Raw genomic sequence first — 23976 nt, 5'->3', positions numbered from 1 at the left:
CGACATGACTGCACCACGCGACAAACTCGGGCGCCCCGTCGTCGTCGTCACCGGCATGGGCATCATGACCTCGCTCGGCGCCGGCAAGGCCGACAATTGGGCGAAACTCGTCGCCGGCGAATCCGGCATCCGCACCATCACGCGTTTCCCGATCGACGGCCTCAAGACCACGATGGCCGGCACGGTGGATTTCGTCAGCGTCGATCCGTTCTCCTCCACCGGCCTGTCCGAGCGGATGGCCGAGCTGGTCACGGAGGAAGCGCTGGAGCAAGCGGGCATCGGCGCCAAGGCCGATTTCCCGGGTCCCCTCTTCCTGGCCGTTGCTCCGGTCGAAGTCGAATGGCCGCAGCGCCGCGAACTCGGCCGCGCCGTAGGCTCACCCGACTTCACCTATGACGATTTGCTGCGCATCTCCGGCGGCGGCAAGTACAGCGCCTATCATCATCGCTTCATGTTCGGCTCGGTGGCCGCGTATCTGGCCGAGACCTTCGGCACCAAGGGCTCGCCGATCTCTCTGTCGACGGCCTGCGCTTCGGGCGCGACCTCGATCCAGCTCGGCGTCGAGGCGATCCGCCGCGGCGAAACCGACGCCGCGCTGTGCGTGGCGACCGACGGCACCGTCAATCCGGAAGCGCTGGTTCGCTTCTCGCTGCTCTCGGCGCTGTCGACCCAGAACGATCCGCCGCAGGCGGCTTCCCGTCCGTTCTCCAAGAACCGCGACGGGTTCGTCATGGCCGAAGGCGCCGGCGCACTCGTCCTGGAGAGCTACGAGGCCGCCACCGCGCGCGGCGCCAAAATCCTGGGCGTGATCGCCGGTTGCGGCGAGCTCACCGATTCCTTCCATCGCACCCGCTCCTCGCCCGACGGCAAGCCGATCATCGGCTGCATGAACAAGACCCTGGCCGATGCCGGCATGACGCCGGACCAGATCGACCACATCAACGCGCACGGCACCGCGACGCCCGAGAACGACAAGATGGAGTACAACACGACATCGGCCGTGTTCGGCGATCTCGTGCAGAAGATTCCAGTCACCTCCAACAAGTCGATGGTTGGCCACACCATCTCGGCCGCCGGCGCGGTCGAGGCGATCTTCTCGCTGCTGACACTCGAACATCAGCGCATCCCGCCGACGATCAACTACGAGACCCCGGATCCCACGATCCTGTTCGACGTCGTCGGCAACAAGGCCCGCGACGCCCGCGTCACCGCGGTGATGTCGAACTCGTTCGGCTTCGGCGGCCAGAATGCCTCGCTGATCCTGACCCGCGAACCGGCCTGACCGTCCGCATGGCGCTGCTTCCTGCGAGCATGAAGGCCCGCGCACGGGAGGCCGCCAAGTCGATCGGCGGCGGCCTGATCGGCGCCGCCACCGTCGGCATGCTGCGCACCACGCGCTATTTCGATCCGGCCAAGACCTCGGATTTTTTCGCACGCGTCACCAAGCTGATCGGCCCACGCCTGCGCGAGCACCGCATCGGCCGCGCCAATCTCACCGCGGCATTTCCGGAGAAGTCGCCTGAAGAGATTGAACAGATCCTGATGGGCGTCTGGGACAATCTCGGCCGCGTCGGCGGCGAATTCGCGCATATGGACCACGTCTGGGATTACGACCGCGCGCATCCGGAAAACAGCCGGATCGAATTGCCGAAGCGCACCATCGAGCTGTTCGACCACGTCCGCGACGACGGCAAGCCGGCACTGATCTTCGCCGCGCATCTGTCCAACTGGGAATTGCCGGCGCTTGCCGCCGTCGCACACGGACTGGACACCGCGATTCTCTACCGCCGACCCAACATCGCGTCCGCAGACCGCATCATTCAGGAGATGCGCCAGGTCAACATGGGCACGTTGATCCCTGCTGGCCGCGACGCCCCGCTCCGCCTCGCGCAGGCGCTAAGAGACGGCAAGCACGTCGCGATGCTGGTCGACCAGTACCTGACCGGCGGCGTCGAGGTCACCTTCTTCGGCCGCAAGACCCGCGCCAATCCGATGCTGGCGCGCCTCTTGCGCCAGGTCGAATGCCCGATCCACGGCGTCCGCATCATCCGCAAGCCCGGCGGCCGCTTCACCGCCGAGCTGACCGAGGAAGTCCCGCCCGTGCGCGACGCCGAGGGCAGGATCGACATCCAGGGCACGACCCAGGCGATCACGAATGTCGTGGAGAGCTGGGTGCGCGAGCATCCCGAGCAGTGGCTCTGGCTGCACCGCAGGTGGCGGTAGACGTGCAGTCCTGACCTTGCAGTCCTGACCCTCACCTCGCGCGAGGCAGCTCGGGACCGCTGGCGATCCCGAGCACCTCGCGTCCGGCGTCAGCGCGCCGTCATCTTCTTGACCGCGCGGAAGAACGAGTCTTGCCCGTTGACCGCGGCGTAGAGGTTGAGCCGCCCCCACCCATCCCAGGTGTTGCCATCGAGCAGTGCGAAGCCTGCCGGCAGCGCCGTGTTGCGCAGGATCTCGGTCCGCTGCTCGTCGGTGGCATAGGGGTAACGGGTCAGCAGCAGCGCCTGAGCCTGCACCGGAACGGTCTCGGGCAGCTTCATGGATGCCGCCAGCGCGAGCCCGTAGGTCAAGCGATAGGTGTAACCCCTGCTGTCGTCAGGATCGAGGTTGCAGTCGAACTTGTTTCGATCGTCGCGGTCGTGATCCCGCCCGTCGCGACGGCCGCGACCATCGCGATGGTCGTGGTCGTCGTCGTGCGCGCCGTCAGCGCGCTTGAGGCAGGCTTCCACCGTGCTGGTGCCGCACGACTGCGCCAGATATTTCTGGGTCTTCATATGGGCCTGATAGATCGCATAGGCCGCGGCGTTGGTGGATTTGGTCCAGTCCAGCCGGTTGCCGCTCGTATCGTAGAGCGCGCCGTAGATGTTGGTCGCGACGATTGCCGTCGCCTCGATGCGGCCACCGATCACATCCAGCGGCGAATGCATGCCGGCAAGGATGCGATTGTTGCCGAGGTCGGCGGCGCGGACCAGGAGGCTTTCGAATTGCTGCGGCACCAGGAAGGCCAGCCCCAGCGCCTGATTGTAGGCAAGATTGGTGTGGCCGCTGACATAGGCCCCGTCGCCATAGGGGTTGGTGCCATTCGCGACCTGCCAGAGCAGTGTCGGGACCTTGACCTTGGTCGAGAGCCTGAACGGACGGGGCGCCGTACCGATGCCCGGGACGTAGTCGCCCGCAACGAACTGGGTGGGGGTGAAATTGCCCGCGGCGTCATAGCTTCCCACATTCGGGACCGTGATCGGCCGGCCGCCATTGGCGGCCACCAGGGCCGGCGTCACGGTGAAGCCCCTCACCCAGTTCAGCGTGTTGTAATAGGCGGTCGGGACCGCAAAATTGCTGAAATAGCTGGGAACGACGAACTGCGCGGTGTCCGTCACCGAAAGACCGGCCTTGTTGCTCGCGGCATTGTAGTTGGCGTAGCGCGCATCGAGCGGGCTGATCACGCCGGTGGTGATCGAAGCGGGATTCACGACCGGCGCGGTCGAGCCCATGTAGCGCGCGAACGTGCGCTTCGGCGGTTCGGTCGAGGCGTTGTTGCGGATGGTGGTGTTGAGGAAGTTCGCGGCATCCGCCAATGGTGTCGCGGTGCCGTTGCCGAACGCCGCAAAGCCGATGGTCGCGCTGTTGAGATAGTTGATACCCTGCGCGCTCGCCTCGTAATCCTGCAGCGTGGTCACCTGATACGACGTCGGTGTCAGGCTCGCTGGCGGTGTTGCCGTCGTGGAGGACCCGATCCCCGTCATGAAGTACGACGTTAGCGGGCCGAGCCCGTTGAGGACGCTGTAGGGCTGCGAGGTCCGATCGTCATGGATCGCCGCGAGCGTCTGCGCCGGCGTACGTTCCTGCGTCATCCTGATGACGGTCTGATAATTCTGCTCCATCAAGCCGCCGCCATTGTGCAGCCTGGGATCGACCTGCATGAGACGGGTATAGGAATCCAGCAGGTTGACGATCGTGGAGCCGACCGAGGCGGTCGAACTGTTGGTGAAATTCACCGGCGGCATCGTCGGAATGGAGCCGGCATGCGCCACGGCCGGCAGCAGCGCGGCGCCGAGGGTCGCATATTTCCAGAAGTTCGCGGACGGCAGGGATATCATCTGAACTGGCTCCAGATCGTGGCGTGCTGAATCCACCCGGCGCTTCTGCACGCGGGTGAGGACGCGCTCGACTGTCTGATGCCATCCCCGCGTTTGACCTATTTATCGAACATTACAGGACGATAACGTTAGGCTGACAGGATCGCTCGATGCACATCCGTGAAGGCCGGCGGCGAAGCGGCACGCCCGCAAGGCGTTCACTGCTCCGGCAGTCCTGCGTCGACCTCGGCCTGAACGATGCGCTCCCAGGCTGCGATACAAATCGGACTTGCGTTCTTCATCGGCGGCCAGACGCTGCGCCTGTTCGTGCCGGGCCGCAATCGCAGTCCCTCCGCGACAGCCGCCTTCGCTTCGTCGAACCGGCCCGATCTCTGGTAGGCGGCGCCAAGCAGCAAATGCGAGCGGCCGGTCGCCGGCGTGATGGCGATCGAACGCTGCAGCCACGGCAATGCCTCCTCGTAGCGCCCCATCAGGACATACGTCATGCCCGCGCCGAGCAGCCAGGTCCAGCGCGAGGCCGGCGGCGTGTCGTAACGATCGGCCTGCTGGAATGTCGCGAGCGCATCGTCGAAGCGGCCGAGATAGACCTGCCCAAGACCGATCAGGTAGAGCGCAGACCCGTTCCACGGGTCGAAGCCCAATGTCTTGGCGCAGGTGACGAGACTCTCCACGAAATGATTGGTGGCGCTGAGGAAGCGGCAAGTGGCTTCCAGCACCGGAATCGAATTCGGCTTCGCGCGCAACGCCTGCTCGAGCGTCGCATTGGCCTTCGCCTCGACCGCGACGGCCTCCTCGGGGCTGAACCAGACCATCTGGATGCCGCGCATCTGGAGCGAGGCGAGCGCGACGGCGAGATCGACATTGTCAGGATCTTCGCCAAGCGCCTTTTGCAGCATGGACTGCGCCATGCCGAAGCGCTCACGCGTGGTCTGGTTGATCGATGCGAGCGACTGCTCGACGGCGACCTTGTCACCGCCCGCGGACGATTTCCGGCTTGCCGACGACGCGACACTGGGCTCCAGCAGCTCGTTGAGGCGGCGCGCCAGCACATGCCCCACGCCGGCGACGAGGCGCGATTGCTGAAGTTGTGCATCCGCCTCGGCGGTACCGACCGACGCGGCGGCGACCGCCTGAACCTCGCCGCTTCCGGTCTTGATGATGCGCGCCCGCAAGGTCCAGGACTGATCGCCGTGCTGGAGCTCGCCGCGGATCTCGTAGTCGGGCGATGCGGCCACCGCACTTGCGCTCTCGACACCCGCCGATGCGCGCGGCGCGACCACGCTGATGTTCTGGATCTTCGCAAAGCCGTCCGTGAGGCGGCCAGTGACCTCGGCCGCCATGGCCGAGCCGCGCGGATCGTTGCTCTCGTCAACGATCGCCGTCACGGCGATCCGTGGCGGCGTGCGCTTGAACAGGGAGTCGGGCTTCAGCACCGGCGCGGCAACCGCAAGCCCGATGATGATGACGCAGAACGCGGTCACGGCACCAAGCACGGCCGGGCTGCGCAGGTGGAAGACCGAGCGCTGTGCCGTCGCTGGTGCAGGTATCGCCACGACCTCGGCCGGCGCGGCTGCCCCGGCAGCCGGCACCGCGGCATGAGCATGGCTCAGCTCGGGCTCGGTCACGACCTCAGCCGTGAGCGAATAGCCGCCGCCGGAGGCGAGCTTGATCAGCTGCCGCTGCTCGTCGCCGAGCGCGGCGCGTAGCTCGCGGATGCATTGAAACAGGCTGTCCTCGCCGACATGGACGTTCGGCCAGACCGCCTCCATCAGCTCTTGCTTGCTCAGCACCCGGCCGCCACTGGCGGCGAACAGCCGGAGCATCTCAAAAGTCTTGGGCCGGAGCTTGATCGGAGCACCATCGGGCCCACGCAGCTCCGCGCGCTGCTGATCCAGCTCGAAGCCGGCGAAACGAAGCAACTTATCCCCCACGGCGTCTCACTGGCCGGCTCATATAGGGCAACTGTGTCGAAAAAGCCCGAAAAGTTTCCCTGAAACGGAAATATCAGAAACTTTCAGAAACTGGCCACCCCCTTATCAGGACACCACTCCCAGCCCGATGCGATGAATCCGGTCGTGGACTCGCGACCGCGTGCTTTGGGGGAAGTTGGTGACCGGGAAAGATTGTTTCAAAGCGACCCGTCGCCTGCGGGTCGCGCTGCTGACGTCGTCGGCGCTGGCTCTGGCCTGGGCGCTGCCGGCCGCGCCATCGCGCGCCGCGTCGAACGGCACCTGGCTCACCTCCCCCGGCAGCAACGACTATGGCACCGGCTCCAACTGGGACGGCGGCTTCGTGCCCCTGGGCACGGCCTCGTTCGGCACCTCTGATACCACCAGCCTGGCGATTACGAGCGCCAGCGTCGGCGGCTGGACCTTCAATGCCGGCGCCTCGAACTACACGTTTGACGTCAACGGTCCGTTGACCTTCACGGGTGCCGGCATCACCGTCAACGGCGGCAGCGCCACGATCACCAACCACAATGTCCTGAATTTCTTAAACAGCAGCACGGCCGGAAGCGCCACCATCATCAACAACGATACCCTGGGATTCTTCAGCACCAGCACGGCGGGCAACGCCACCATCATCAACAACAACGAGCTGGACTTCAACGACGCCAACACGGCAGGCAACGCCACCATCACCAACAACGGAACTCTGTATTTCCTTGGCACCAGCACCGCCGGCAATGCCACCATCACCAACAATTACGTCGTCCGGTTCCGGGACAGCAGCACGGCCGGCAATGCGGCCGTCATCAACAATGCCGGCGGCTCGGTCGATTTCTCCCTCACCACAGGATTGAACGGCGACAACAAGATCAGCGCCGGCTCGATCGCGGGCGCCGGCTCTTACAACCTCGGCGCCAATGAACTGACGGTCGGCTCCAACAATTCCTCGACCGAGGTCAGCGGCGTCATCTCCGGCGCCGGCGGCTCGCTGGTCAAGATCGGCACCGGCACGCTGACACTGTCGGGCGCCAACACCTATACCGGCGGCACCACCATCAACGGCGGCTCATTGGTGCTTGGCAATCTCGCCGGCGGCGTCGGCTCCATTCTGGGGGCGGTCACCGTCGGTAGTGGGAGCATGCTCGAAATCTCGAACGCCGACACAAGCGGCATCACGACGATCTTGAACAATGGCTGGACGGCTTTCCGCAGCGCCACCAGCGCCGGCAGCGCCACCATCACCAACAACAGCGTCCTGCAATTCATCAACACCAGCACGGCCGGCAATGCCACCATCACCAACAATGGCGGCCTGGATTTCTACAGCTCGGCCGGCAATGCCACCATCACCAACAACAGCGGCGGTTGGCTGACTTTCTACCAGACCGGCTCGGCGGGCAGCGCGAGCATCACCAACAGCAGCGGCGGGACAGTCTTTTTCAACGACAGCGCCACGGCGGGAAGCGCCGGCATCACCAACAACGGTACCCTGAACTTCAATGCTTCGAGCACGGCCGCAAGCGCAACCATCACCAACAACTTTTCGATGGGGTTCGTCGGCGTCAGCACGGCTGGCAGCGCGACCATCACCAACACCTATAATCTATCCTTCATGGGCTGGAGCACGGCCGGCAACGCGATCATCACCAACAATGGCGGCGGTCCCTTCCACAGCTCCATCGGAACGACCTATTTCCGGGACAACGCGACCGCGGGCAATGCGCAGCTGGTCAACAACGATCCGGGCGCGGTCTTCGATTTCTCCGGAAGCACCGGCCCGAACGGCGACAACAAGCTCAGCGCCGGCTCGATCGCCGGCAACGGCACCTTCTCACTCGGCGCCAACGAGCTCACGGTCGGCGGCAACAATCTGTCGACCACCGTGAGCGGCGTGATCGCCGATGGCGGCTACTTCGGCGGGACTGGCGGTTCGCTGGTCAAGACCGGCACCGGCACGCTGACGCTGTCGGGCGCCAACACCTATACCGGCGGCACCACCTTCGCCGGCGGGACGGTCAGCGTCTCCTCGGACGCCAATCTCGGCGACCTCGCGGGCGGCCTGACCTTCAATGGCGGCACCCTGCAAGTCACCGGCACGACATTCAACACCACCGCACGCGCCATCACCCTGGGTGCCGGCGGCGGCACGATCGAGATTGCCGACGCAGCCAACGAATTCGTCGTCAGCCAAAGCATCAGCGGCGGCACGCTGACCAAGTCGGGCGCTGGCACGCTGACCCTGACCGGCGCGGCAAATTTTTCCGGCGCGACGGTGTCTGCCGGCACGCTCGCATTCCTCGATGCCACGGCCGGCAACGCCGAGATCACCAACAACGCGCAGCTGACGTTCTACGGCAACTCCACGGCCGGCAGCGCGACCATCGTCAACAGCGGCAATGTGCTGTTCGACGGCAATTCCACGGCAGGCAACGCGCAGCTCGTCAACACCACGGCCGGCGCCGTCATCAACTTCTTCACCCCCGGCCCGAACAGCGACGGCAAGCTCACCGCCGGCTCAATCGCCGGCAACGGCCGCTTTGACCTCAACAGCATAGAGCTGACGGTTGGCGGCAATAATTTGTCGACCACCGTCACCGGCGTGCTCACCGGCGACGGCATGATGACAGGGACATCGCTGATCAAGGTCGGCACCGGCACGCTGACGCTTTCGGGCATCAACACCTATACCGGCGCCACGATCGTCGACGGCGGCACGCTGGCGGTGAACGGCTCGATCCTGGCATCGAGTGGCGTCACCGTGAACGCGGGCGGCGCGCTCGGCGGCACCGGCGTCGTCGGCAACACGACGATTGCGAGCGGCGGCACGCTCGCACCCGGCAATTCCGTGGGCACCCTCACCGTCAGCGGCAATCTTACTTTCGGTGCCGGCAGCTTCTACAGGGTTGAGGTCTCCCCCACTGCCGCCGACCGGACCAATGTCTCGGGTATTGCAACACTCGCCGGCGCCACCGTGCAGGCCGTTGCCTTGTCCGGCAGCTTCCGTGCGCAGACCTATACCATCCTCACGGCAACCGGCGGATTCGGCGGAACACAGTTCGCCGGCATCACGGGCAGCAGCTTCGCACCCGGCGCGCGCAATCCGCACCTCACCTATGATCTGAACAACGTCTATCTCGTGCTCGATCCCGGCGCGATCGCGCTGCCGGCGGGCACCGGTGCCAACCCGACCCGTGTGGCCGACGCCATCAACAGGGCGGTCGTGGGCGGTGCGACACCGCCGGCCGGCTTCGATGCGTTGCTCAACATGGGCAATCCGCAACTCGGCCACGCGCTCAACCAGGTCTCCGGCCAGCCCGGCGCCGCCGGCACGCAGGCCTCGTTCGGCGCGACGCAGCAGTTCGTGGGCATGCTCGATCCCGGCGGCGGCATGGACGCCGGGCGCGGCGCGGGTGGCTCCGCCCCGGGTGGCGGCGCGCTCGGCTATGCGTCCACAGCACCGGGCGATGCCAGGGTGCGCGAAGCCTATGCCGCGGTCACGCCACGCGACGCGAGCGGCGATGTCATCGACCGTCGCTGGGGCGTGTGGGCTTCCGCCTATGGCGGCGCCAGCACGTTGAACGGCAGCAGTGCCGCAGGTTCAAGCACGACCACCAGCCGCATCTACGGCACCGTGGTCGGTGCCGATTATCGCGTCTCGCCCGACACCGTGATCGGCTTCGCACTCGGCGGCGCCGGCTACAATTTCGCGCTGTCCGACAGCCTCGGCGGCGGCCGCGCCGATCTGTTCCAGGCCGGCCTCTATGGCCGTCACAACTTTGGGCCGGCGTATCTCTCCGCGTCCCTCGCCTATGGCTGGCAGGACGTCACCACCGATCGCACCGTGACGGTGTCGGGCACCGACAAGCTCACCGCGAACTACAAGGCCAGCACCTTCTCAGGCCGCCTGGAAACCGGCTGGCGCTTCGCACCCATCCCCGCCTCCACCTTCGGCGTCACGCCCTACGCGGCCACCCAAGTCACGACCTTCCATTTGCCCGGCTACGGCGAGACCGCGATCGTCGGCAGCAACCAGTTCGCGCTGTCCTACAATTCGCAGGACACGACGAACGTCCGCACCGAGCTCGGCGCCCGCACCGATCAGCGCTTCCTCGTCAACGATGGCGAGCTGACCCTGCGCGGCCGGCTCGCCTGGGCGCACGATTCCAACACCAATCGCCTCGTCAGCGCCGCCTTCCAGACGCTGCCGGGCGCAGCCTTCACCGTCAGCGGCGCGCAACCGGCGGCGGACTCCGCGCTTCTCGGCGGCCGTGCCGAGATGAAATGGCGAAACGGCCTCTCGCTCGCGGGCACGGTCGAAGGCGAATTCTCGCAGAGCACGCAGACTTACACGGGCAAGGGCACGGTGCGTTATGAATGGTAGGCGGCACATCGGCTCCCGGCTCGCGAGCCAACACGCAATGCGGACGAGGCTGGGCAAGATCGTCTGCGCCTTGGCCGCCCTGGCGCTGCTGTCATGTCCGCTTGCGACAGCGCGGGCGCAGACCTCCTGCGCCATCGCCGGCACCGATCAAACCTGCACGAACGCGACGACAATCTCGGGCAACAGCATCGGCGTCAGCGACACGGCGACACTGACATTGACCAATACTGCGGCCGGTACGATCTCAGCGGTGGGCACGATTAGCATGGGCATCAGCGCAATCACGGCAAACGTCACCAATGCCGGCACGATTGAGGCGAACGGAGACTTCCCCGTGGCCGTTTCGGCCACCACCATCAACCTGACGAATACCGGTACGATCCGGGGGATCGGGATTCCATGGAACGGAGGCTTTACCGGCGGCAGCGCAGTCTCCGGCACCGACGTCAACGTGACGAACTCGGGTACCATTGTCGGATATTTCTACGGCGTAGCGTCCACCAACACCCTCAACCTCACCAACTCCGGCACGATCCAGTCGCTGATATTTGGCTCTGCCGTCAGCGCATGGAACGCCAACATCATCAACACCGGAACCATCATGGGGTCGGACAGTGTCTTCGACATATCCGGCATATACCTGGAGTCCGGCAACGTCATGAATTCGGGCACCATCCTGGGGCGGAACGGCGGCTACGGCATCATTGGCGGCCTCGGCGTGAACGTCGTGAATTCCGGGTTGATCGAAGCGACCGGATCTGGGAGCCGCGGCATCACCATTAGCGGCGGCAGTGTCACGAACTCCGGCACCATTCGCGCCAGCGGAGCATCCAGCATCGGTATCTACAGCTACGGAACACTGAATGTAACCAATTCCGGCACGATCATCGGCGAGACGGCGGCGTTGAGGTTCGACAATGCATGGGATCCAAGCCAGACGGCCGACGTACTGACCCTGCTGCCGGGCTCGCATATCGTCGGCGCGATCATCACGAGCGGCGGCGGCGACACCATCAACGTCCGCGCCGGCAACCAGAACCTGACCTTCGATACGCTGGCGGGCGCGACCATCACCAGCACGACGCCCTATGTGGTGCTCGGCAATCAAATTGTCACCGTTGACGTCACCTCCTTCGCCGCGAACCGGCGCACGCTGACCGACCTCACCCGCGGCGTGTCCGATGCCGTGCCGGTGTTTTCCGGCGGCACGTCCGGCGGCAGCGCGCCGCTCGCCTTCGCGGGACCTGATGCGCCCTCGCGCTTCGACGATGCCTTTGCGTCACTGCCGGGGCTCTCGTCCGCCTATGCAAGCGAGGCCGCCGTCTTCAAGGCGCCGACATTGACCTATGCCGACGGCACCACGATGTGGGCGCGCGGCTTTGCTGGCCAGCGCATCCAGCAGCAGGACGGCGTCGTGCTGCGCACCGCCAATCTGTTCTATGGCGGCATGATCGGCGCCGATTTCGCGGCGCGTCCCGACCTGCACACCGGCGTCTTCCTCGGCGGCGGCAAGACCCGCACCAGCATCGATCTCGGCCTGGGCGGCACCGATTCCAACATGCTGTTCGCGGGCGCTTATGCCCGCTACGATTTCGGCGCCTCCTTCCTGCATGGCGCGATCCAGGGCGGCGGTTCGCGCAACATCACGACGCGCACGGTCAACAACAATCTCGCGCTTAACGGTATCGAGAACGCCGTCGGCTCCTTCAACGGCTGGTATGTCAGCCCTGAGCTGACCTTCGGCCATCGCTTTGCGCTCGGCCAGCTCGCGGATGCCACCTACACGCTGACGCCGAGCACGCGCGTGCGCTATCTCTTCGGTGCCTTCGACGGCTACACCGAGACCGGCACCAGCGCGCCGCTGACGGTGGGCACGCAGACTGCAAGCACAGTCGAGGAGCGCGGCGAGGTCAAGCTGACGCGGAGCGTGGCGATCGCTCCGATGAACGAGCTCTCCACCAGTCTCTCCGGCGGCGTGCTGGGCACGCAGCGCGTCGGCGGCTCCACCGTCAACGCCGCCCTGCTCGGCCAGGCCATTCCGTTCGCGACACCGGGTCAAGCCAACGTCTGGGGTTACTTCGGCGGATTGGGACTGGAGTGGCGCAGCCGCAATGTCAGCTTCTTCGCCGCCGCCGAATATCTGGCGCTGGCCGACAATTCCAACGTGGTCAGCGGCCGCGCGGGCCTGCGTGTCGGGTTCTGAGCGGTGATGGGCAGGATGTCATCATGCCAGTGTTTTGCCCGACGTGTCAAATGACCCACGCCTGACTCTGCGGCGCGTCGGACGGCTCACGTCGTGTAGTCCATGAGGTGCGCCAAGCGCCTTTGCGCGCGCACGCCAATTCAATCAAGCGGCATCGGCACTTGAGCATCACCGCCGAAATCGCGGTTCTACTGTGCATGGGGTTGTTTTGCGGATTTGGTTTTGAGGTTGATCGCGGGAACACTTATCGCCCCGTCTTCACCTTGGTCCAGAGCCGGTTGATGACGCGTTGCGTCGCCGGATCGCGCGCCGTGATGACGAACAATTTTGCGAGCGTCGCCTCGTCCGGATAGATGTTCTTGTCGTTCAGGATCTTCGGGTCGACCAGCTTCTGGCTGGCGAGGTTGCCGTTGGCGTAGGACAAAAAGTCCGAATTCTTGGCGGCGACGTCGGGACGGTAGAGATAGTTGATCAGCTCGTAGGCCTCGCTGACGTTCTTGGCGTCCGCGGGGATCGCGAGATTGTCGAAGAACATCTGCGCGCCCTCCTTCGGGATCGTGTAGCCGATCTCGATGCCACCCTTCGCCTCCGCCGCGCGGGCGCGGGCCTGCATGATGTCGCCGGACCAGCCGACCACGAAGCAGATCTCGCCGGTCGCGAGCGCGCTCAAATATTCGGACGAATGGAACTTGCGCACGGAGGGGCGGACTTTTGCGACGATGTCGGCGGCCTTCTCCAGGTCGGCCTGCTTGGTCGAGTTCGGATCGAGCCCGAGCCAGCTCAGCGCCGCGGGGAAGATGTCGTCGGCGGAGTCGAGCATGTGCACGCCGCAGTCCTTGAACTTGGCGAGGTTCTCCGGCTTGAAGACGATGTCCCAGCTGTCGATCTTGGCATCAGCCCCGAGGATCTGCTTCACCTTGGCGACGTTGTAGCCGATGCCCGTTGTGCCCCACATGTAGTTGGCGGCGTAGACGTTGCCGGGGTCGTAGATGCCGAGGCGCTGCGTCACCACGGGCCAAGCATGGCTAAGGTTCGGCAACTTCGACTTGTCGAGCTTGTGGAAGATGTTGGCCTTGATCTGGCGCTGCAGGAAATAGGCGGTCGGCACCACGACGTCGTAGCCGGATTTGCCGGCCATCAGGCGGGTCTCCAGCGTCTCGTTGGCGTCGAACGTGTCGTAGACGACCTTGATGCCGGTCTCCTTGGTGAAGGCCTCAAGGACGTCGGGCGCCATGTAGTTCGACCAGTTGTAGAAGTTGACGACCCGCTCCTCGGCCTTTGCAGGGGCGGAAAGCGTCAGCGCGGCTACGATTGCAAAACCAAGGCAAAGCCTCCAGCCGCTGACGTTCGTCATCTCGATCTACCTCTTGCGCCCGCGCACCGCATCCGACAGCCGCTCCAGCGCGGTGTCGAGCGTCTCGTCCTTCTTGGCAAAGCAGAAGCGCACCACCGAAGTCACGGGGTCCTGCTCGTAGAAGGCCGACACCGGGATCGCCGCCACCTTGTATTCCTTCACAATCCGCCAGCAGAACTCGGTGTCGCTCTCGTTGAGCCCGAGCGGGGACAGGTCGACAGTGAGGAAGTAAGTGCCCTGCGACTTCAGCACGGGAAAGCCGAGGCTCTCCAGCCCCCTGGCCAAGCGGTCCCTGCTCCGCGTCAGGTCCTTGCGCATCGACAGGAAGTAGTCGTCGGACTTGCCGAGGCCGTAGGCAACGGCGGCCTGCAGGTTCGGTGCGGTGGTGAAGGTCAGGAACTGGTGCACCTTGGCGGCGACGCGCAGCAGCGGCGGCGCGGCGCAGACGAAGCCGATCTTCCAGCCCGTCAGCGAGAAGATCTTGCCGGCCGAGCCGACCTTGATGGTGCGCTCGCGCATGCCGGGGATGGTGATCAGCGGGATGTGCTTGTGCTCGTCGAAGGTGACGTGCTCCCAGACCTCGTCGCAGATCGCGATGACGTCGAACTCCTGGCAGTAGCGCGCCAGCAGCTCGAGATCCTCGCGCGGATAGACCACCGCGGAGGGATTCAAGGGGTTGTTGAAGAGCACTGCCTTGGTCTTTGAATTGAAGACGCTTTTCAGCATGTCCTCATTCAGCCGCCAGTGCGGCGGCTCGAGCCGGACGAGGCGCGGAATGCCGCCGGCCTGGCGGATGATCGGCAGGTAGGAATCATAGACCGGCTGGAAGCAGACCACCTCGTCGCCGGGCTGGACCACGGCGAGGATGGCCGAGGTCAGCGCCTCGGTGCCGCCGGAGGTCACCATCACCTCGCTCATCGGATCGAGCTTGAGGCCGTGCCAATGGCCGTAATGGGTTGCGATCGCCTGCCGCAGTTCCGGCAGGCCCATCATCGACGGATACTGGTTGTAGCCGTTCAGCGAGGCGTCGGCCGCGGCGCGGCGGATGTCCTCAGGGCCTGGATCGTCGGGAAAGCCCTGGCCGAGATTGATGGCGGCATTGTCGCGCGCGGCCTGCGACATCGCCTCGAAGATGGTGACGGGAAGGTCGGCAAAGACCTTGTTGAGGGACGAGCTTTTGGACATCGGCCGGGTCAGCCGCCGACCTTGCTGGGAAGGCCCGCCGCCTTCCACCCGAGCATGCCGCCGGCCAGATGCTTGTCGTAAGGCAGGCCCGCCGCCTGCGCCGCGAGCGAGGCGGTCACCGAGCGCTTGCCCGAGCGGCAGGCGAACACGACCTCCTTGCCGGCGGGATCGGGGATCGCCTTGGGATCGAAGGTCGAGAGCGGCACCACCACGCCGTAGGGATAGGCCTCGGCCTCGACCTCGTTCGGCTCACGGACGTCGACCAGCAGATAGCGTCCTTCCGCGACACCCTTGGAGACCTCGTCCGGGGTCAGATCCTGCACTTGATTTGCCACATCATCCTCCAAACGTCGCAGCCGCATGCCGGAGCGATCCCGGCCGGCGGCAACCTCGCCTCTCGGCTCACGAAAATCAAGCGCTACAAAGGCTTGAGCTCGGTCCTGCAAGTTAAAGCTAAATCGCAGCGACTTGAAGTGGGGCCTTGGTTTGCCTGACTAGATCGTCACCTGGGTGCCGACCTCGACGACGCGGCCGCTGGGGATCTGGAAATAGTCGGTGGCATCGTTGGCGGAACGGCTGAGCGAGATGAACAGCCGGTCCTGCCAGCGCGGCATGCCCGAATGGGCGGCCGGTTTGAGCGCCCTCCGCGACAGGAAGAACGAGGTCGACATGATGTCGAACTGCCAGCCGAGCTTGCGGGCGATCGCCAGCGCCTTCGGCACGTTGGGCGATTCCATGAAGCCGAACTTCAGCGTCACCTTGGAGAAGGTCGGGCTGATCTGTTCCAGCCTCACCCGCTCGGCCGGATCGATGCGCGGGGTCTGTGCGGTCTCGATGGTGAGAATGACGTTCTTCTCGTGCAGCACCTTGTAGTGCTTCAGACTGTGCATCAGCGCGGTCGGCGCGCTGAGGGGATCGCTGGTCAGGAACACGGCGGTGCCGGACACGCGCTGCGGCGGCCGCTTCTCAAGCATGGCCACGAGGTCGGCGAGCGGGAATTCGAGCTTGCGCGACTTCTCGAACAGCAGCCGGCTGCCGCGCCGCCACGTGTACATCAGGATGATCATGAGCGCGCCGAGCGCCAGCGGCACCCAGCCGCCCTCGAACACCTTGAGCAAATTGGCCGCCAGGAAGGTCAGGTCGAGGAACAGGAACGGCGCGATCAGGGCGGCAGCCGCGAACGGCGACCACTTCCAGACCTTCCAGATCACGACGAAGCCCATCATCGCCGTGACCACCATGGTGCCGGTAACCGAGATGCCATAGGCCGACGCCAGCGCGCTGGAGGAGCGGAACAACAGCACCAGCAGCACCACGGCGACCAGCAGAAGCTGGTTGATGCGCGGGATGAAGATCTGGCCGGAATGGGCTTCGGAGGTATGGCGAATCTCGAAGCGCGGCAGCAGCCCGAGCTGGATCGCCTGGCGCGTCAGCGAATAGGCGCCGGTGATGACCGCCTGGCTCGCGATGACCGTTGCGGCGGTGGCCAGCACGACCATGCAGCCACGTAAAAAGCCTTGCGGGAAGAGCTGGAAGAACGGGCTCACGATCGCGCCGGGATCACCGAGGACGAGGGCGCCCTGCCCCAGATAGTTCAGCGCCAGCGACGGCAGCACGATGAACAGCCAGGCGGTCTGGATCGGCCGCTTGCCGAAATGGCCGAGGTCGGCATAGAGCGCCTCGGCGCCGGTGACCGCCAGGAACACCGCGCCCAGCGTCACGAAACCGATGATGCCGTGGTGGATCATGAAGGACACGGCGTAGAGCGGGTTCAGCGCAAACAGCACCTGCGGCTGCTGGATGATCGGATGGATCGCCGCAACCGCGATCACGGCGAACCAGACGCACATGATCGGGCCGAAAAACGCGGCGACCCGCGCGGTGCCGCGCGACTGCACGGCGAACAGGCCGACCAGGATGATCACGGTCAGCGGCACGACATAGGGCTCGAAGTGCAGGGTGATGTCCTTCATGCCTTCGATCGCCGACAGCACCGAAAGCGCCGGGGTGATGACGGCGTCGCCGTAGAACAGGGCGCCCGAGATGATGCCGAGCAGGACGATCGTCGCCCCGCGGGTACCGACCGCGCGCTGGGCCAGCGCCATCAGCGCCAGCGTGCCGCCCTCGCCGTTGTTGTCGGCACGGAGCAGGATCACGACGTATTTGAGCGTCACCACCACGATGAGGGCCCACAGGATCAGCGAGAGCACGCCGAGCACGGCCGCGGGCGTCGGCACCCCCTCCGCGCCCGAGGCAGCCATCACCGCCTCACGGAACGCGTAGAGCGGGCTGGTGCCGATGTCGCCGTAAACGACGCCGATGCTGCCGAGCGTCAGCGCACCGAAGCGGGCCGTGGTGTGGGCATCGCCATGCCCATTGGTCGCCGCCGTTTCCGGGGCGGAAATCGCTACGTCACTTGTCATGGGAGAGCCTGATGGCCTCTAAAAATGCTTCACTGCACAACGGCGGAAGGGCGCGCGGCTTATAGGCCTGCGCTACCGGCATAGCCTAGCCCGATTCTGGGCCCTCACCATGCAAAATTTGCATAGGTCGGCCGATTGCGTTCAAATGGTGACTTGGGTGCCGACTTCAACCACCCGTCCGGTGGGAATCTGGAAATAGTCGGTGGCGTCATTGGCAGACCGGCTCAGCGCGATGAACAGATGGTCCTGCCAGAGCGGCATGCCGGACTGCGCCGAGGCCTTGAGCGAGCGCCGCGACACGAAGAACGACGTCGACATGATGTCGAACTGCCAGCCCTGCTTGCGCGCGATCGCGAGCGCCTTGGGTACGTTCGGCTGCTCCATGTAGCCGAAGCGCAGCCGGACCTTGGAGAACTTGTCGCTGATCTTCTCCATCCGGAACCGATCGGACAGATCGACCCGCGGTGTCTGCGCGGTCTCGATGGTCAGGATCACGTTGTGCTCGTGCAGCACCTTGTTGTGCTTGAGATTGTGCAGCAGCGCGGTCGGCACGAAGGAAGGATCGCTGGTGAGGAATACCGCCGTGCCCTTGACGATGTGCGGCGGCCGCTTCTCCAGGCTCTTGATCAGGTCGTCGAGCGGCACCTCGATCCGGCGCGTTTTCTGGATCAGGATCCCCGTCCCGCGCCGCCAGGTCCAGATCGTCCCGGCCATGACGACGCCGAACAGCAACGGTACCCAGGCGCCTTCGAGCAGCTTGAGCAGATTGGCGCTGAAGAAGGTCATGTCGACGACGACGAAGGGCATGATCACGGCGGCTGCCGTTGCAGCGCGCCAGTTCCACAATTTCCAGATCACGACGAAGCCCATGATGCCGTCGGCAACCATGGTGGTGGAGACCGCGATGCCGTAGGCCGAAGCCAGATTGCTGGAGGTGTGGAACAACAGCACCAGCAGCATCACGCCGATCAGCAGCAGCCGGTTCACCCGCGGCAGATAGATCTGGCCGGCATGAGTCTCGGAGGTGTAACGCACCTCGAAGCGCGGCAAGAGGCCGAGCTGCACCGCCTGATAGACCAGCGAATAGGCGCCGGTGATCACCGCCTGGCTCGCGATCACGGTCGCTGCGGTCGCGAGTCCGACCAGTGGCAGCACCAGATATTCGGGCACCATGCGATAGAACGAATGCTCGATCGCACCGGGGTCGGACAGCACCAGCGCGCCCTGCCCGAAATAGTTGATCAAGAGCGAAGGCAGCACGAAGAACATCCAGGCCGACTGGATCGGCTTGCGGCCGAAATGGCCGAGATCGGCATAGAGCGCCTCGCCACCGGTGACCGCCAGGAAGACGGCGCCCAGCGTGACGAGGCCGATGGTGCCGTGTGAGAGCAGGAATTGCAGCGCGTAGTAGGGATTGATCGCAGCCAGTACCGATGGATCGTCGGCGATATGGACGGCGCCCATCACCGCTAGGCAGCTGAACCAGATCACCATCACCGGCCCGAACGCCGAGGCCACCAGCGCGGTCCCCTTGCTCTGGACCGCGAACAGCAGCACCAGAATGAAGACGGTGAGCGGCACGACGTAATGCTCGAAGGCGGGGGTGGCGAGCTTCAGGCCCTCGACTGCCGACAGTACCGAGATTGCCGGCGTGATCATGGAATCGCCGATGAACATGGAGGCGCCGACAACGCCGAGCGCGAGCAGGAACCAGCTTCGCCGTCCGAGCGCACGCTGGCCGAGTGCCATCAGCGAGAGCGTGCCGCCCTCCCCGTTGTTGTCGGCGCGCAGCAGCAGCAGGACGTATTTGGCGGTGACGACGATGAAGAGCGCCCACAGGATCAGCGAGAGCACGCCGAGCACCATGACCCGCGAGACCGGCTCGCCATGGGCCGCACCCCGGACCGCCTCGTGGAACGCGTAGAGCGGCGACGTCCCGATATCGCCGAAGACGACGCCGATGCTCCCGAGCGTCAGGCCCCAGAAACCCGAGGTGACCGGCCCATCCTGAGCTTCGGTGGATGTGATGCTCGCCGTCATGTGAAACTAGAAACGCTTCTTCCAGAGAATTGATCCGGCGCTTGTGACGGTTCTGGCGCGCCTGTCAATCGGCACCCCACCATAGCAGGCGCCGGGGCAGATGCTGTGACGGCGCAGCAACGGTCATCGCAAGCGCGACGACATGCCTCAGGTAAGATGGTAGCGCAAGTGCCGAAAGCCTTTCCACTCCGATTGAATCGGAACGGGATCAGGTTCAAGCGAAGCAGCGTCCGCCTCGCCCGAAAACTAGGGCTTCAGATTCGGCGGCAGCGGCGGGTCTTCGCGCATCAGTGTGATGGTCACCCGCCGGTTGGCCGCGAGCGAGGGATCGTCCGGGAACAGCGGCTGGGTGTCCGCCTTGCCGGCGACGGCGAAGATGTGCGAGGCCGGCAGGCCCTCGCGTTCGAGGATCTGGCGCACGGCATTGGCGCGGTCGGCCGACAGGTCGAAGGCACCGTAGTCGCCGCGGGTCGGCACGAACCCGGCTGCGGTATGGCCTGCGATGGAGACGCGAAGCGGCGTCGCCTTGAGCGGAACGGCGAGCTTCTCGATCAGGCGCCGCGTGCGGTCGTAGGGGACCTTGGAGCCGTCGGCGAACATCGAGCGGCCGTCCTGGTCGACGATCTCCAGGTTGAGGCCCTGCTTGGTTTCCTCGAACATGATGTGCTTGGACATCTCGGTCAGTTCCGGCATGTCCTGCAACGCCTGACGCAGCGAGGCCGCGGCGAGGGCGAAATTGCGGTCGACCTTGATCTTCGCGCCCGACGTGCGGTCGCGGTCCTCCTGGTCCGGTGTCGGCGTGTTGGAGGAGTCTTCAGGCTGGATATGGTCGACGTTCTTCAGCCGCGGACGTGTCGGCAGACCGTCGGACTCGACGATACCGGAATAGCGCGCTTCGCTCTGCACGCCGAAGGCGTCGCGCATCGAACCGGCGACGATCTTCAGCTTGTTGGCATCCTGCGTCGAGAACGCGACGAGCATCACGAAGAAGCTCATCATCAGGCCCATCAGGTCGGCGAAGGTCACGAACCAGCCGTGACCGCCACCGTGAGCATCGCCGCGCTTCTTCTTGGCCATCTCTCGATATCCCGGCGGGCGGCGTTACGCCGGCACCGGCTCGCCTTCGGCGTGACGATGCTTCTCCGGCAGATAGGCCAGCAGCATTTCGCGCACGAGCGTCGGGCTCTTGGAGTCGCGGATCATCAGGATGCCGTCGATGATCAGCGTGCGGTTGGTCTCTTCGTCGAGCAACTTGCCGTGCAGCTTGTCGGCGATCGGCAGACAGAACAGGTTCGCGACCAGGGCGCCGTAGAGGGTTGCGAGCAGCGCGGTAGCCATGAACGGGCCGAGCTTGGAGGGGTCGGTCATGTTGGCGAACATCTGCACCATGCCGATCAGGGTGCCGATCATGCCGAAGGCCGGGGCGCAGTCGCCGATGGCGCGGTAGATCTTGCTGCCCTCGTCGAGGTGCATCAGGAAGTTGTCGCGGTCGCGCTCGAGATTGTCGCGGATGAAGTCGAGGTCGTAACCGTCGGCGACGTAGCGGATGCCCTTGGCCAGGAAGGGCTCGTCGGTCTCGACCTTTTCGAGCCCGACCGGACCCTGCTTGCGGGCGATCTCGGCGATGCGGGCGAGTTCGTCGACGAGGTCATGGGCCGACAGGCGGCTCATGGTGAAGGCGAACTTGGCGCCGAGCGGAAGGCCGTGCAGGAGCGCCGAGAGCGGGAAGCGGATCATGGTCGCGGAGATCGAGCCGCCGAAGATGATGATCATGGCATGTTCGGAGATGAACATGTGGAGATCGCCGCCCATGAAGACCATCGCCGTGATGACGATGATGCCCGCAATGAGCCCGACGCTCGTCATGATATCCATGGGACACTCCAACGCGAACGAACAACGGCCATCCTGGCCGCTGGCGCAGTCCAACCCCGAACCGCATCGGAAACCCTAGAGCGCCGCCCTTAAAGCCGCGTAAAGGTTAAGTTGAGCCGACGCGCCTGACTGGCGCAGCGCGCTGAAGCGACTCCGGCTTTGCCGGCCTCCGACGGGCATCTCAACGTTTTGCTAACCATAAGGCGTCGCGCGCCCCGTCGGCTCGGCCCGGTGCGCTCGCTTGATCGCGTGGACAGTCTGGCTGCGGCCCTGGGCCACATCAGGGGGCGGAGGATCGGTTGGTAGTCTGGAGCGGGGCGGACGCTCGTGGCGGGAGCCATCGCAATGGTGACGCTGTTCAGTCTTCTTACCGCACTTCCCGCTGTGCTGGCGCTCCATATGCTCGAGCCCGAGCTCGTCCTGCCGGCGTTCAGCGTGCTGCTCTTTGTCGAGGCTGCCTTCGCCGTGATCGCAGCGCGCCTGATCCACGCCGCCGACAATGCGGAAGACATCACCCTGTGGGATTTGGCCGGCGGCTTCACCTTGATTGGCTGCGCTGCCGCGGTGCTGGGCGAGCCGGATCAGGCTGCCCTGTTCCTGGCTGAACAGGGCAGCCCGCGAGCGGCGTCGCCGCCGTAGATCGTGCCGGTCCGGTTAGTGGATTTCCGCCGAGCGCCTCAGCGCGGCCTTCAGCTTCTCCAGCGAGAAGTCGGGGCTGCGGGCGATCTCCAGGATCGGCGTCTCGCGGCGGCCGCAGAGCTCGGCGGCCTCGGGCAGCTTTGCGGCGATGTCGAGCGGGATCACGATGGCGCCGTGCTGGTCGGCGTGGATGAGGTCGTCGGACTTCACGGTCATGCCGGCGACGCGGACCTCGCCGCCAAAGCTCTCCGCATGCACCCAGGCATGCGACGGGCCGATCGAGCCGGCCAGCGCCTGAAAGCCCGGGGCCCATTGCGGGATGTCGCGGATCGAGCCGTCGGTGATGACGCCGAGACAGCCAAGCGCCTTGTGCACGTTGCTCTGCACCTCGCCCCAGAACGCGCCGTAGCCGACGTCGGGACCGTCGATGTCCTGGATCACCGAGATGCGCGGGCCAAAGCCGGTGCCGACATATTCGTAATATTCGATGCGGCGCTTCGACTGCTCTTCGGCCGGTAGCGAGAACTTCAGCACCGAGCGGATCGCCACCGTGCGGGCATAGCCGACGATCGGCGGCAGGTCGGGAAACGGACAGACCAATTGCTTGGTGGTGTAGCCAATCAAGCGGCGCTCGGGCGCCACGATCTCCATGGCATTGCAGATCGTCGGCGTGTCATAGCGGCCCAGCGCTTCAAGGACGGAAGCGGGCAGCGGCCCGGTCGCGTTATCGGTCACGGCGTTCTCTCCCAGATTGGCGGCCGCTGTTGGCGCGGTGCCGCCGACACTGGCGATATAGCCGAGATCGGGTCTCAACCCAACTCAGGAAGCCCTCATGGCTGATATCCGGGTTTTGCCGCTCAGTGCCTTGCTGCTCGGTGCCTTGCCGCTCAGTGTAGCCTTCCGGGCCGATCGTCGTCATGCGGCGGCTCGGACAGGTTTGCCAGCGTCGGTGCCGAGGGCGGCGACGGGACCTCGCCTCCCGAAGAAGCTGCTGCTTGCATCGCGCGCGCCTGGTCGCGATAGGATTTGTAGCCGAGCGGCAGGCAGACCAGATACAGCACCGTGCCGATCGACAGCACGTGCCAGGGATAGGCGATCAGCAGCGCGATGAAGACGATCACGGCGACGAACGCCGGCAGCACCAGCTCGGGCGCCACGCGCATCCGCTTGGTCTTGCCGGAGAACACCGGCAAGCGCGACACCATCAGGAAGGCAATCAGCAGCGTGTAGCCGGCCGTCAGCGCCGCGGGCCAGCGCCCCAGATCCAGGAACGCCGCATAGATCGGCAACATCACGGTGATCGCCCCGGCCGGCGCCGGCATGCCAGTGAAGAAATTGGCGGCGAAGGCCGGCTTGTTCGGATCGTCCAGCGTGGCATTGAAGCGCGCGAGGCGCAGGCCACCCGAAATCGCGAACACCATCGCGGCAATCCAGCCGGCATTGCCGAGCTCGTGCAGCTGCCAGAAATACAACATCAGGCCGGGCGCGACGCCGAAATTGACGAAGTCGGCGAGGCTGTCGAGCTCGGCGCCGAACTTGGACTGACCCTTGATCAGGCGCGCGATGCGGCCATCGATGCCGTCGAGCGCGGCCGCGAACACGATGGCGTAGACCGCGAGCGACATCCGCCCCTCGATCGAGAGCCGGATCGAGGTCAGGCCCGCGCAGATCGCCAGCAGCGTGATGACGTTGGGCACCAGCATGCGCACCGGGATCGGGCGGAACCGCCTGCGGCGCACGTCGGGATCTTTGAAGTCATAGGGCGTCATGGCTCGTCCTCACCTTGAGGCGAGATATAGCAAGCCATGTTCCTCTCCGCCATTGCGG

Annotated in this window: 16 protein-coding genes; 5 read left to right on the top strand and 11 right to left on the bottom strand. The window is 65.2% G+C overall.

Going from position 1 to position 23976, the window contains the following annotated elements; all coding sequences use genetic code 11:
• The first annotated feature begins 4 nt into the window (after positions 1-4).
• Positions 5-1282 carry a beta-ketoacyl-ACP synthase gene (locus tag JQ572_RS12725; RefSeq protein ID WP_211383339.1) on the top strand — a complete coding sequence of 426 codons (1278 nt, stop codon included), beginning with the start codon at positions 5-7 and terminating at the stop codon, positions 1280-1282.
• An 8-nt stretch (positions 1283-1290) separates the two neighbouring features.
• Complete coding sequence (locus tag JQ572_RS12720; protein ID WP_211383338.1) at positions 1291-2223, top strand: lipid A biosynthesis lauroyl acyltransferase; 933 nt, start codon at positions 1291-1293, stop codon at positions 2221-2223.
• 89 nt (positions 2224-2312) lie between these two features.
• Here JQ572_RS12720 and JQ572_RS12715 read toward each other — a convergent pair whose 3' ends face one another.
• Both JQ572_RS12715 and JQ572_RS12710 read right to left on the bottom strand, forming a co-directional pair.
• On the bottom strand, positions 2313-4100 hold the full coding sequence (locus JQ572_RS12715) for a phosphatase PAP2 family protein (RefSeq protein WP_211383337.1): 1788 nt from the start codon (positions 4098-4100) through the stop codon (positions 2313-2315).
• 197 nt (positions 4101-4297) lie between these two features.
• On the bottom strand, positions 4298-6019 hold the full coding sequence (locus JQ572_RS12710; RefSeq protein WP_211383336.1) for a tetratricopeptide repeat protein: 1722 nt from the start codon (positions 6017-6019) through the stop codon (positions 4298-4300).
• A 190-nt stretch (positions 6020-6209) separates the two neighbouring features.
• Between JQ572_RS12710 and JQ572_RS12705 the strand changes: the two genes are divergently transcribed.
• Positions 6210-10430: an autotransporter outer membrane beta-barrel domain-containing protein gene (locus tag JQ572_RS12705; protein WP_211383335.1), complete on the top strand. Its 4221-nt coding sequence runs from the start codon at positions 6210-6212 to the stop codon at positions 10428-10430.
• 37 nt (positions 10431-10467) lie between these two features.
• Positions 10468-12633 (top strand): autotransporter family protein, encoded by a 2166-nt coding sequence (locus tag JQ572_RS12700; protein ID WP_211383334.1) that lies wholly within the window; start codon positions 10468-10470, stop codon positions 12631-12633.
• Between the two features lie 244 nt (positions 12634-12877).
• On the opposite strand, the gene JQ572_RS12695 is transcribed toward JQ572_RS12700, so the two are convergent.
• The 7 genes from JQ572_RS12695 to JQ572_RS12665 form a co-directional block, all read right to left on the bottom strand.
• The gene (locus JQ572_RS12695) at positions 12878-13987 is read right to left on the bottom strand and encodes a polyamine ABC transporter substrate-binding protein (protein ID WP_211383333.1); all 1110 of its coding nucleotides are present in this window, start codon (positions 13985-13987) and stop codon (positions 12878-12880) included.
• A gap of 6 nt (positions 13988-13993) precedes the next feature.
• The gene (locus JQ572_RS12690; RefSeq protein ID WP_211383332.1) at positions 13994-15172 is read right to left on the bottom strand and encodes an aminotransferase; all 1179 of its coding nucleotides are present in this window, start codon (positions 15170-15172) and stop codon (positions 13994-13996) included.
• An 8-nt stretch (positions 15173-15180) separates the two neighbouring features.
• Positions 15181-15507: a rhodanese-like domain-containing protein gene (locus tag JQ572_RS12685; protein ID WP_015686918.1), complete on the bottom strand. Its 327-nt coding sequence runs from the start codon at positions 15505-15507 to the stop codon at positions 15181-15183.
• A gap of 159 nt (positions 15508-15666) precedes the next feature.
• Positions 15667-17595, bottom strand: coding sequence for a potassium transporter Kup (locus JQ572_RS12680; protein ID WP_211383331.1), 1929 nt, complete (start codon positions 17593-17595; stop codon positions 15667-15669).
• A gap of 141 nt (positions 17596-17736) precedes the next feature.
• Positions 17737-19635 (bottom strand): potassium transporter Kup, encoded by a 1899-nt coding sequence (locus JQ572_RS12675; RefSeq protein ID WP_211383330.1) that lies wholly within the window; start codon positions 19633-19635, stop codon positions 17737-17739.
• 246 nt (positions 19636-19881) lie between these two features.
• Positions 19882-20712, bottom strand: coding sequence for an OmpA/MotB family protein (locus JQ572_RS12670; protein ID WP_211383329.1), 831 nt, complete (start codon positions 20710-20712; stop codon positions 19882-19884).
• 24 nt (positions 20713-20736) lie between these two features.
• Positions 20737-21510, bottom strand: a complete 774-nt coding sequence (locus JQ572_RS12665; RefSeq protein ID WP_071915126.1) for a motility protein A — start codon at positions 21508-21510, stop codon at positions 20737-20739.
• Positions 21511-21855: 345 nt separating this feature from the next.
• Between JQ572_RS12665 and JQ572_RS12660 the strand changes: the two genes are divergently transcribed.
• Positions 21856-22149: a hypothetical protein gene (locus tag JQ572_RS12660; protein WP_211383328.1), complete on the top strand. Its 294-nt coding sequence runs from the start codon at positions 21856-21858 to the stop codon at positions 22147-22149.
• 15 nt (positions 22150-22164) lie between these two features.
• Here the strand turns inward: JQ572_RS12660 and JQ572_RS12655 are convergent, their stop codons facing one another.
• Both JQ572_RS12655 and JQ572_RS12650 read right to left on the bottom strand, forming a co-directional pair.
• Positions 22165-22884, bottom strand: a complete 720-nt coding sequence (locus JQ572_RS12655; protein ID WP_211383556.1) for an RraA family protein — start codon at positions 22882-22884, stop codon at positions 22165-22167.
• A gap of 152 nt (positions 22885-23036) precedes the next feature.
• Entirely contained in the window at positions 23037-23918 is an 882-nt protein-coding gene (locus JQ572_RS12650; RefSeq protein WP_211383327.1) for a CDP-alcohol phosphatidyltransferase family protein, read from the bottom strand.
• Between the last annotated feature and the right edge of the window lie 58 nt (positions 23919-23976).

Origin of the sequence: Bradyrhizobium sp. SZCCT0153, from assembly GCF_018129995.1 — a bacterium.
Classification (GTDB): domain Bacteria; phylum Pseudomonadota; class Alphaproteobacteria; order Rhizobiales; family Xanthobacteraceae; genus Bradyrhizobium; species Bradyrhizobium japonicum_G.
This window is presented reverse-complemented; position numbering and strand designations above follow the sequence as displayed.

What these genes read in the sequence shown, in the direction of transcription:
- JQ572_RS12720 (WP_211383338.1), top strand. Translation starts at nt 1,291, where the DNA reads ATGGCGCTGCTTCCTGCGAGCATGAAGGCCCGCGCACGGGAGGCCGCC.
- JQ572_RS12670 (WP_211383329.1), bottom strand. Translation starts at nt 20,712, where the DNA reads ATGGCCAAGAAGAAGCGCGGCGATGCTCACGGTGGCGGTCACGGCTGG.
- JQ572_RS12695 (WP_211383333.1), bottom strand. Translation starts at nt 13,987, where the DNA reads ATGACGAACGTCAGCGGCTGGAGGCTTTGCCTTGGTTTTGCAATCGTA.
- JQ572_RS12725 (WP_211383339.1), top strand. Translation starts at nt 5, where the DNA reads ATGACTGCACCACGCGACAAACTCGGGCGCCCCGTCGTCGTCGTCACC.
- JQ572_RS12675 (WP_211383330.1), bottom strand. Translation starts at nt 19,635, where the DNA reads ATGACGGCGAGCATCACATCCACCGAAGCTCAGGATGGGCCGGTCACC.
- JQ572_RS12650 (WP_211383327.1), bottom strand. Translation starts at nt 23,918, where the DNA reads ATGACGCCCTATGACTTCAAAGATCCCGACGTGCGCCGCAGGCGGTTC.
- JQ572_RS12700 (WP_211383334.1), top strand. Translation starts at nt 10,468, where the DNA reads ATGCGGACGAGGCTGGGCAAGATCGTCTGCGCCTTGGCCGCCCTGGCG.
- JQ572_RS12715 (WP_211383337.1), bottom strand. Translation starts at nt 4,100, where the DNA reads ATGATATCCCTGCCGTCCGCGAACTTCTGGAAATATGCGACCCTCGGC.
- JQ572_RS12690 (WP_211383332.1), bottom strand. Translation starts at nt 15,172, where the DNA reads ATGTCCAAAAGCTCGTCCCTCAACAAGGTCTTTGCCGACCTTCCCGTC.
- JQ572_RS12680 (WP_211383331.1), bottom strand. Translation starts at nt 17,595, where the DNA reads ATGACAAGTGACGTAGCGATTTCCGCCCCGGAAACGGCGGCGACCAAT.
- JQ572_RS12660 (WP_211383328.1), top strand. Translation starts at nt 21,856, where the DNA reads ATGGTGACGCTGTTCAGTCTTCTTACCGCACTTCCCGCTGTGCTGGCG.
- JQ572_RS12665 (WP_071915126.1), bottom strand. Translation starts at nt 21,510, where the DNA reads ATGGATATCATGACGAGCGTCGGGCTCATTGCGGGCATCATCGTCATC.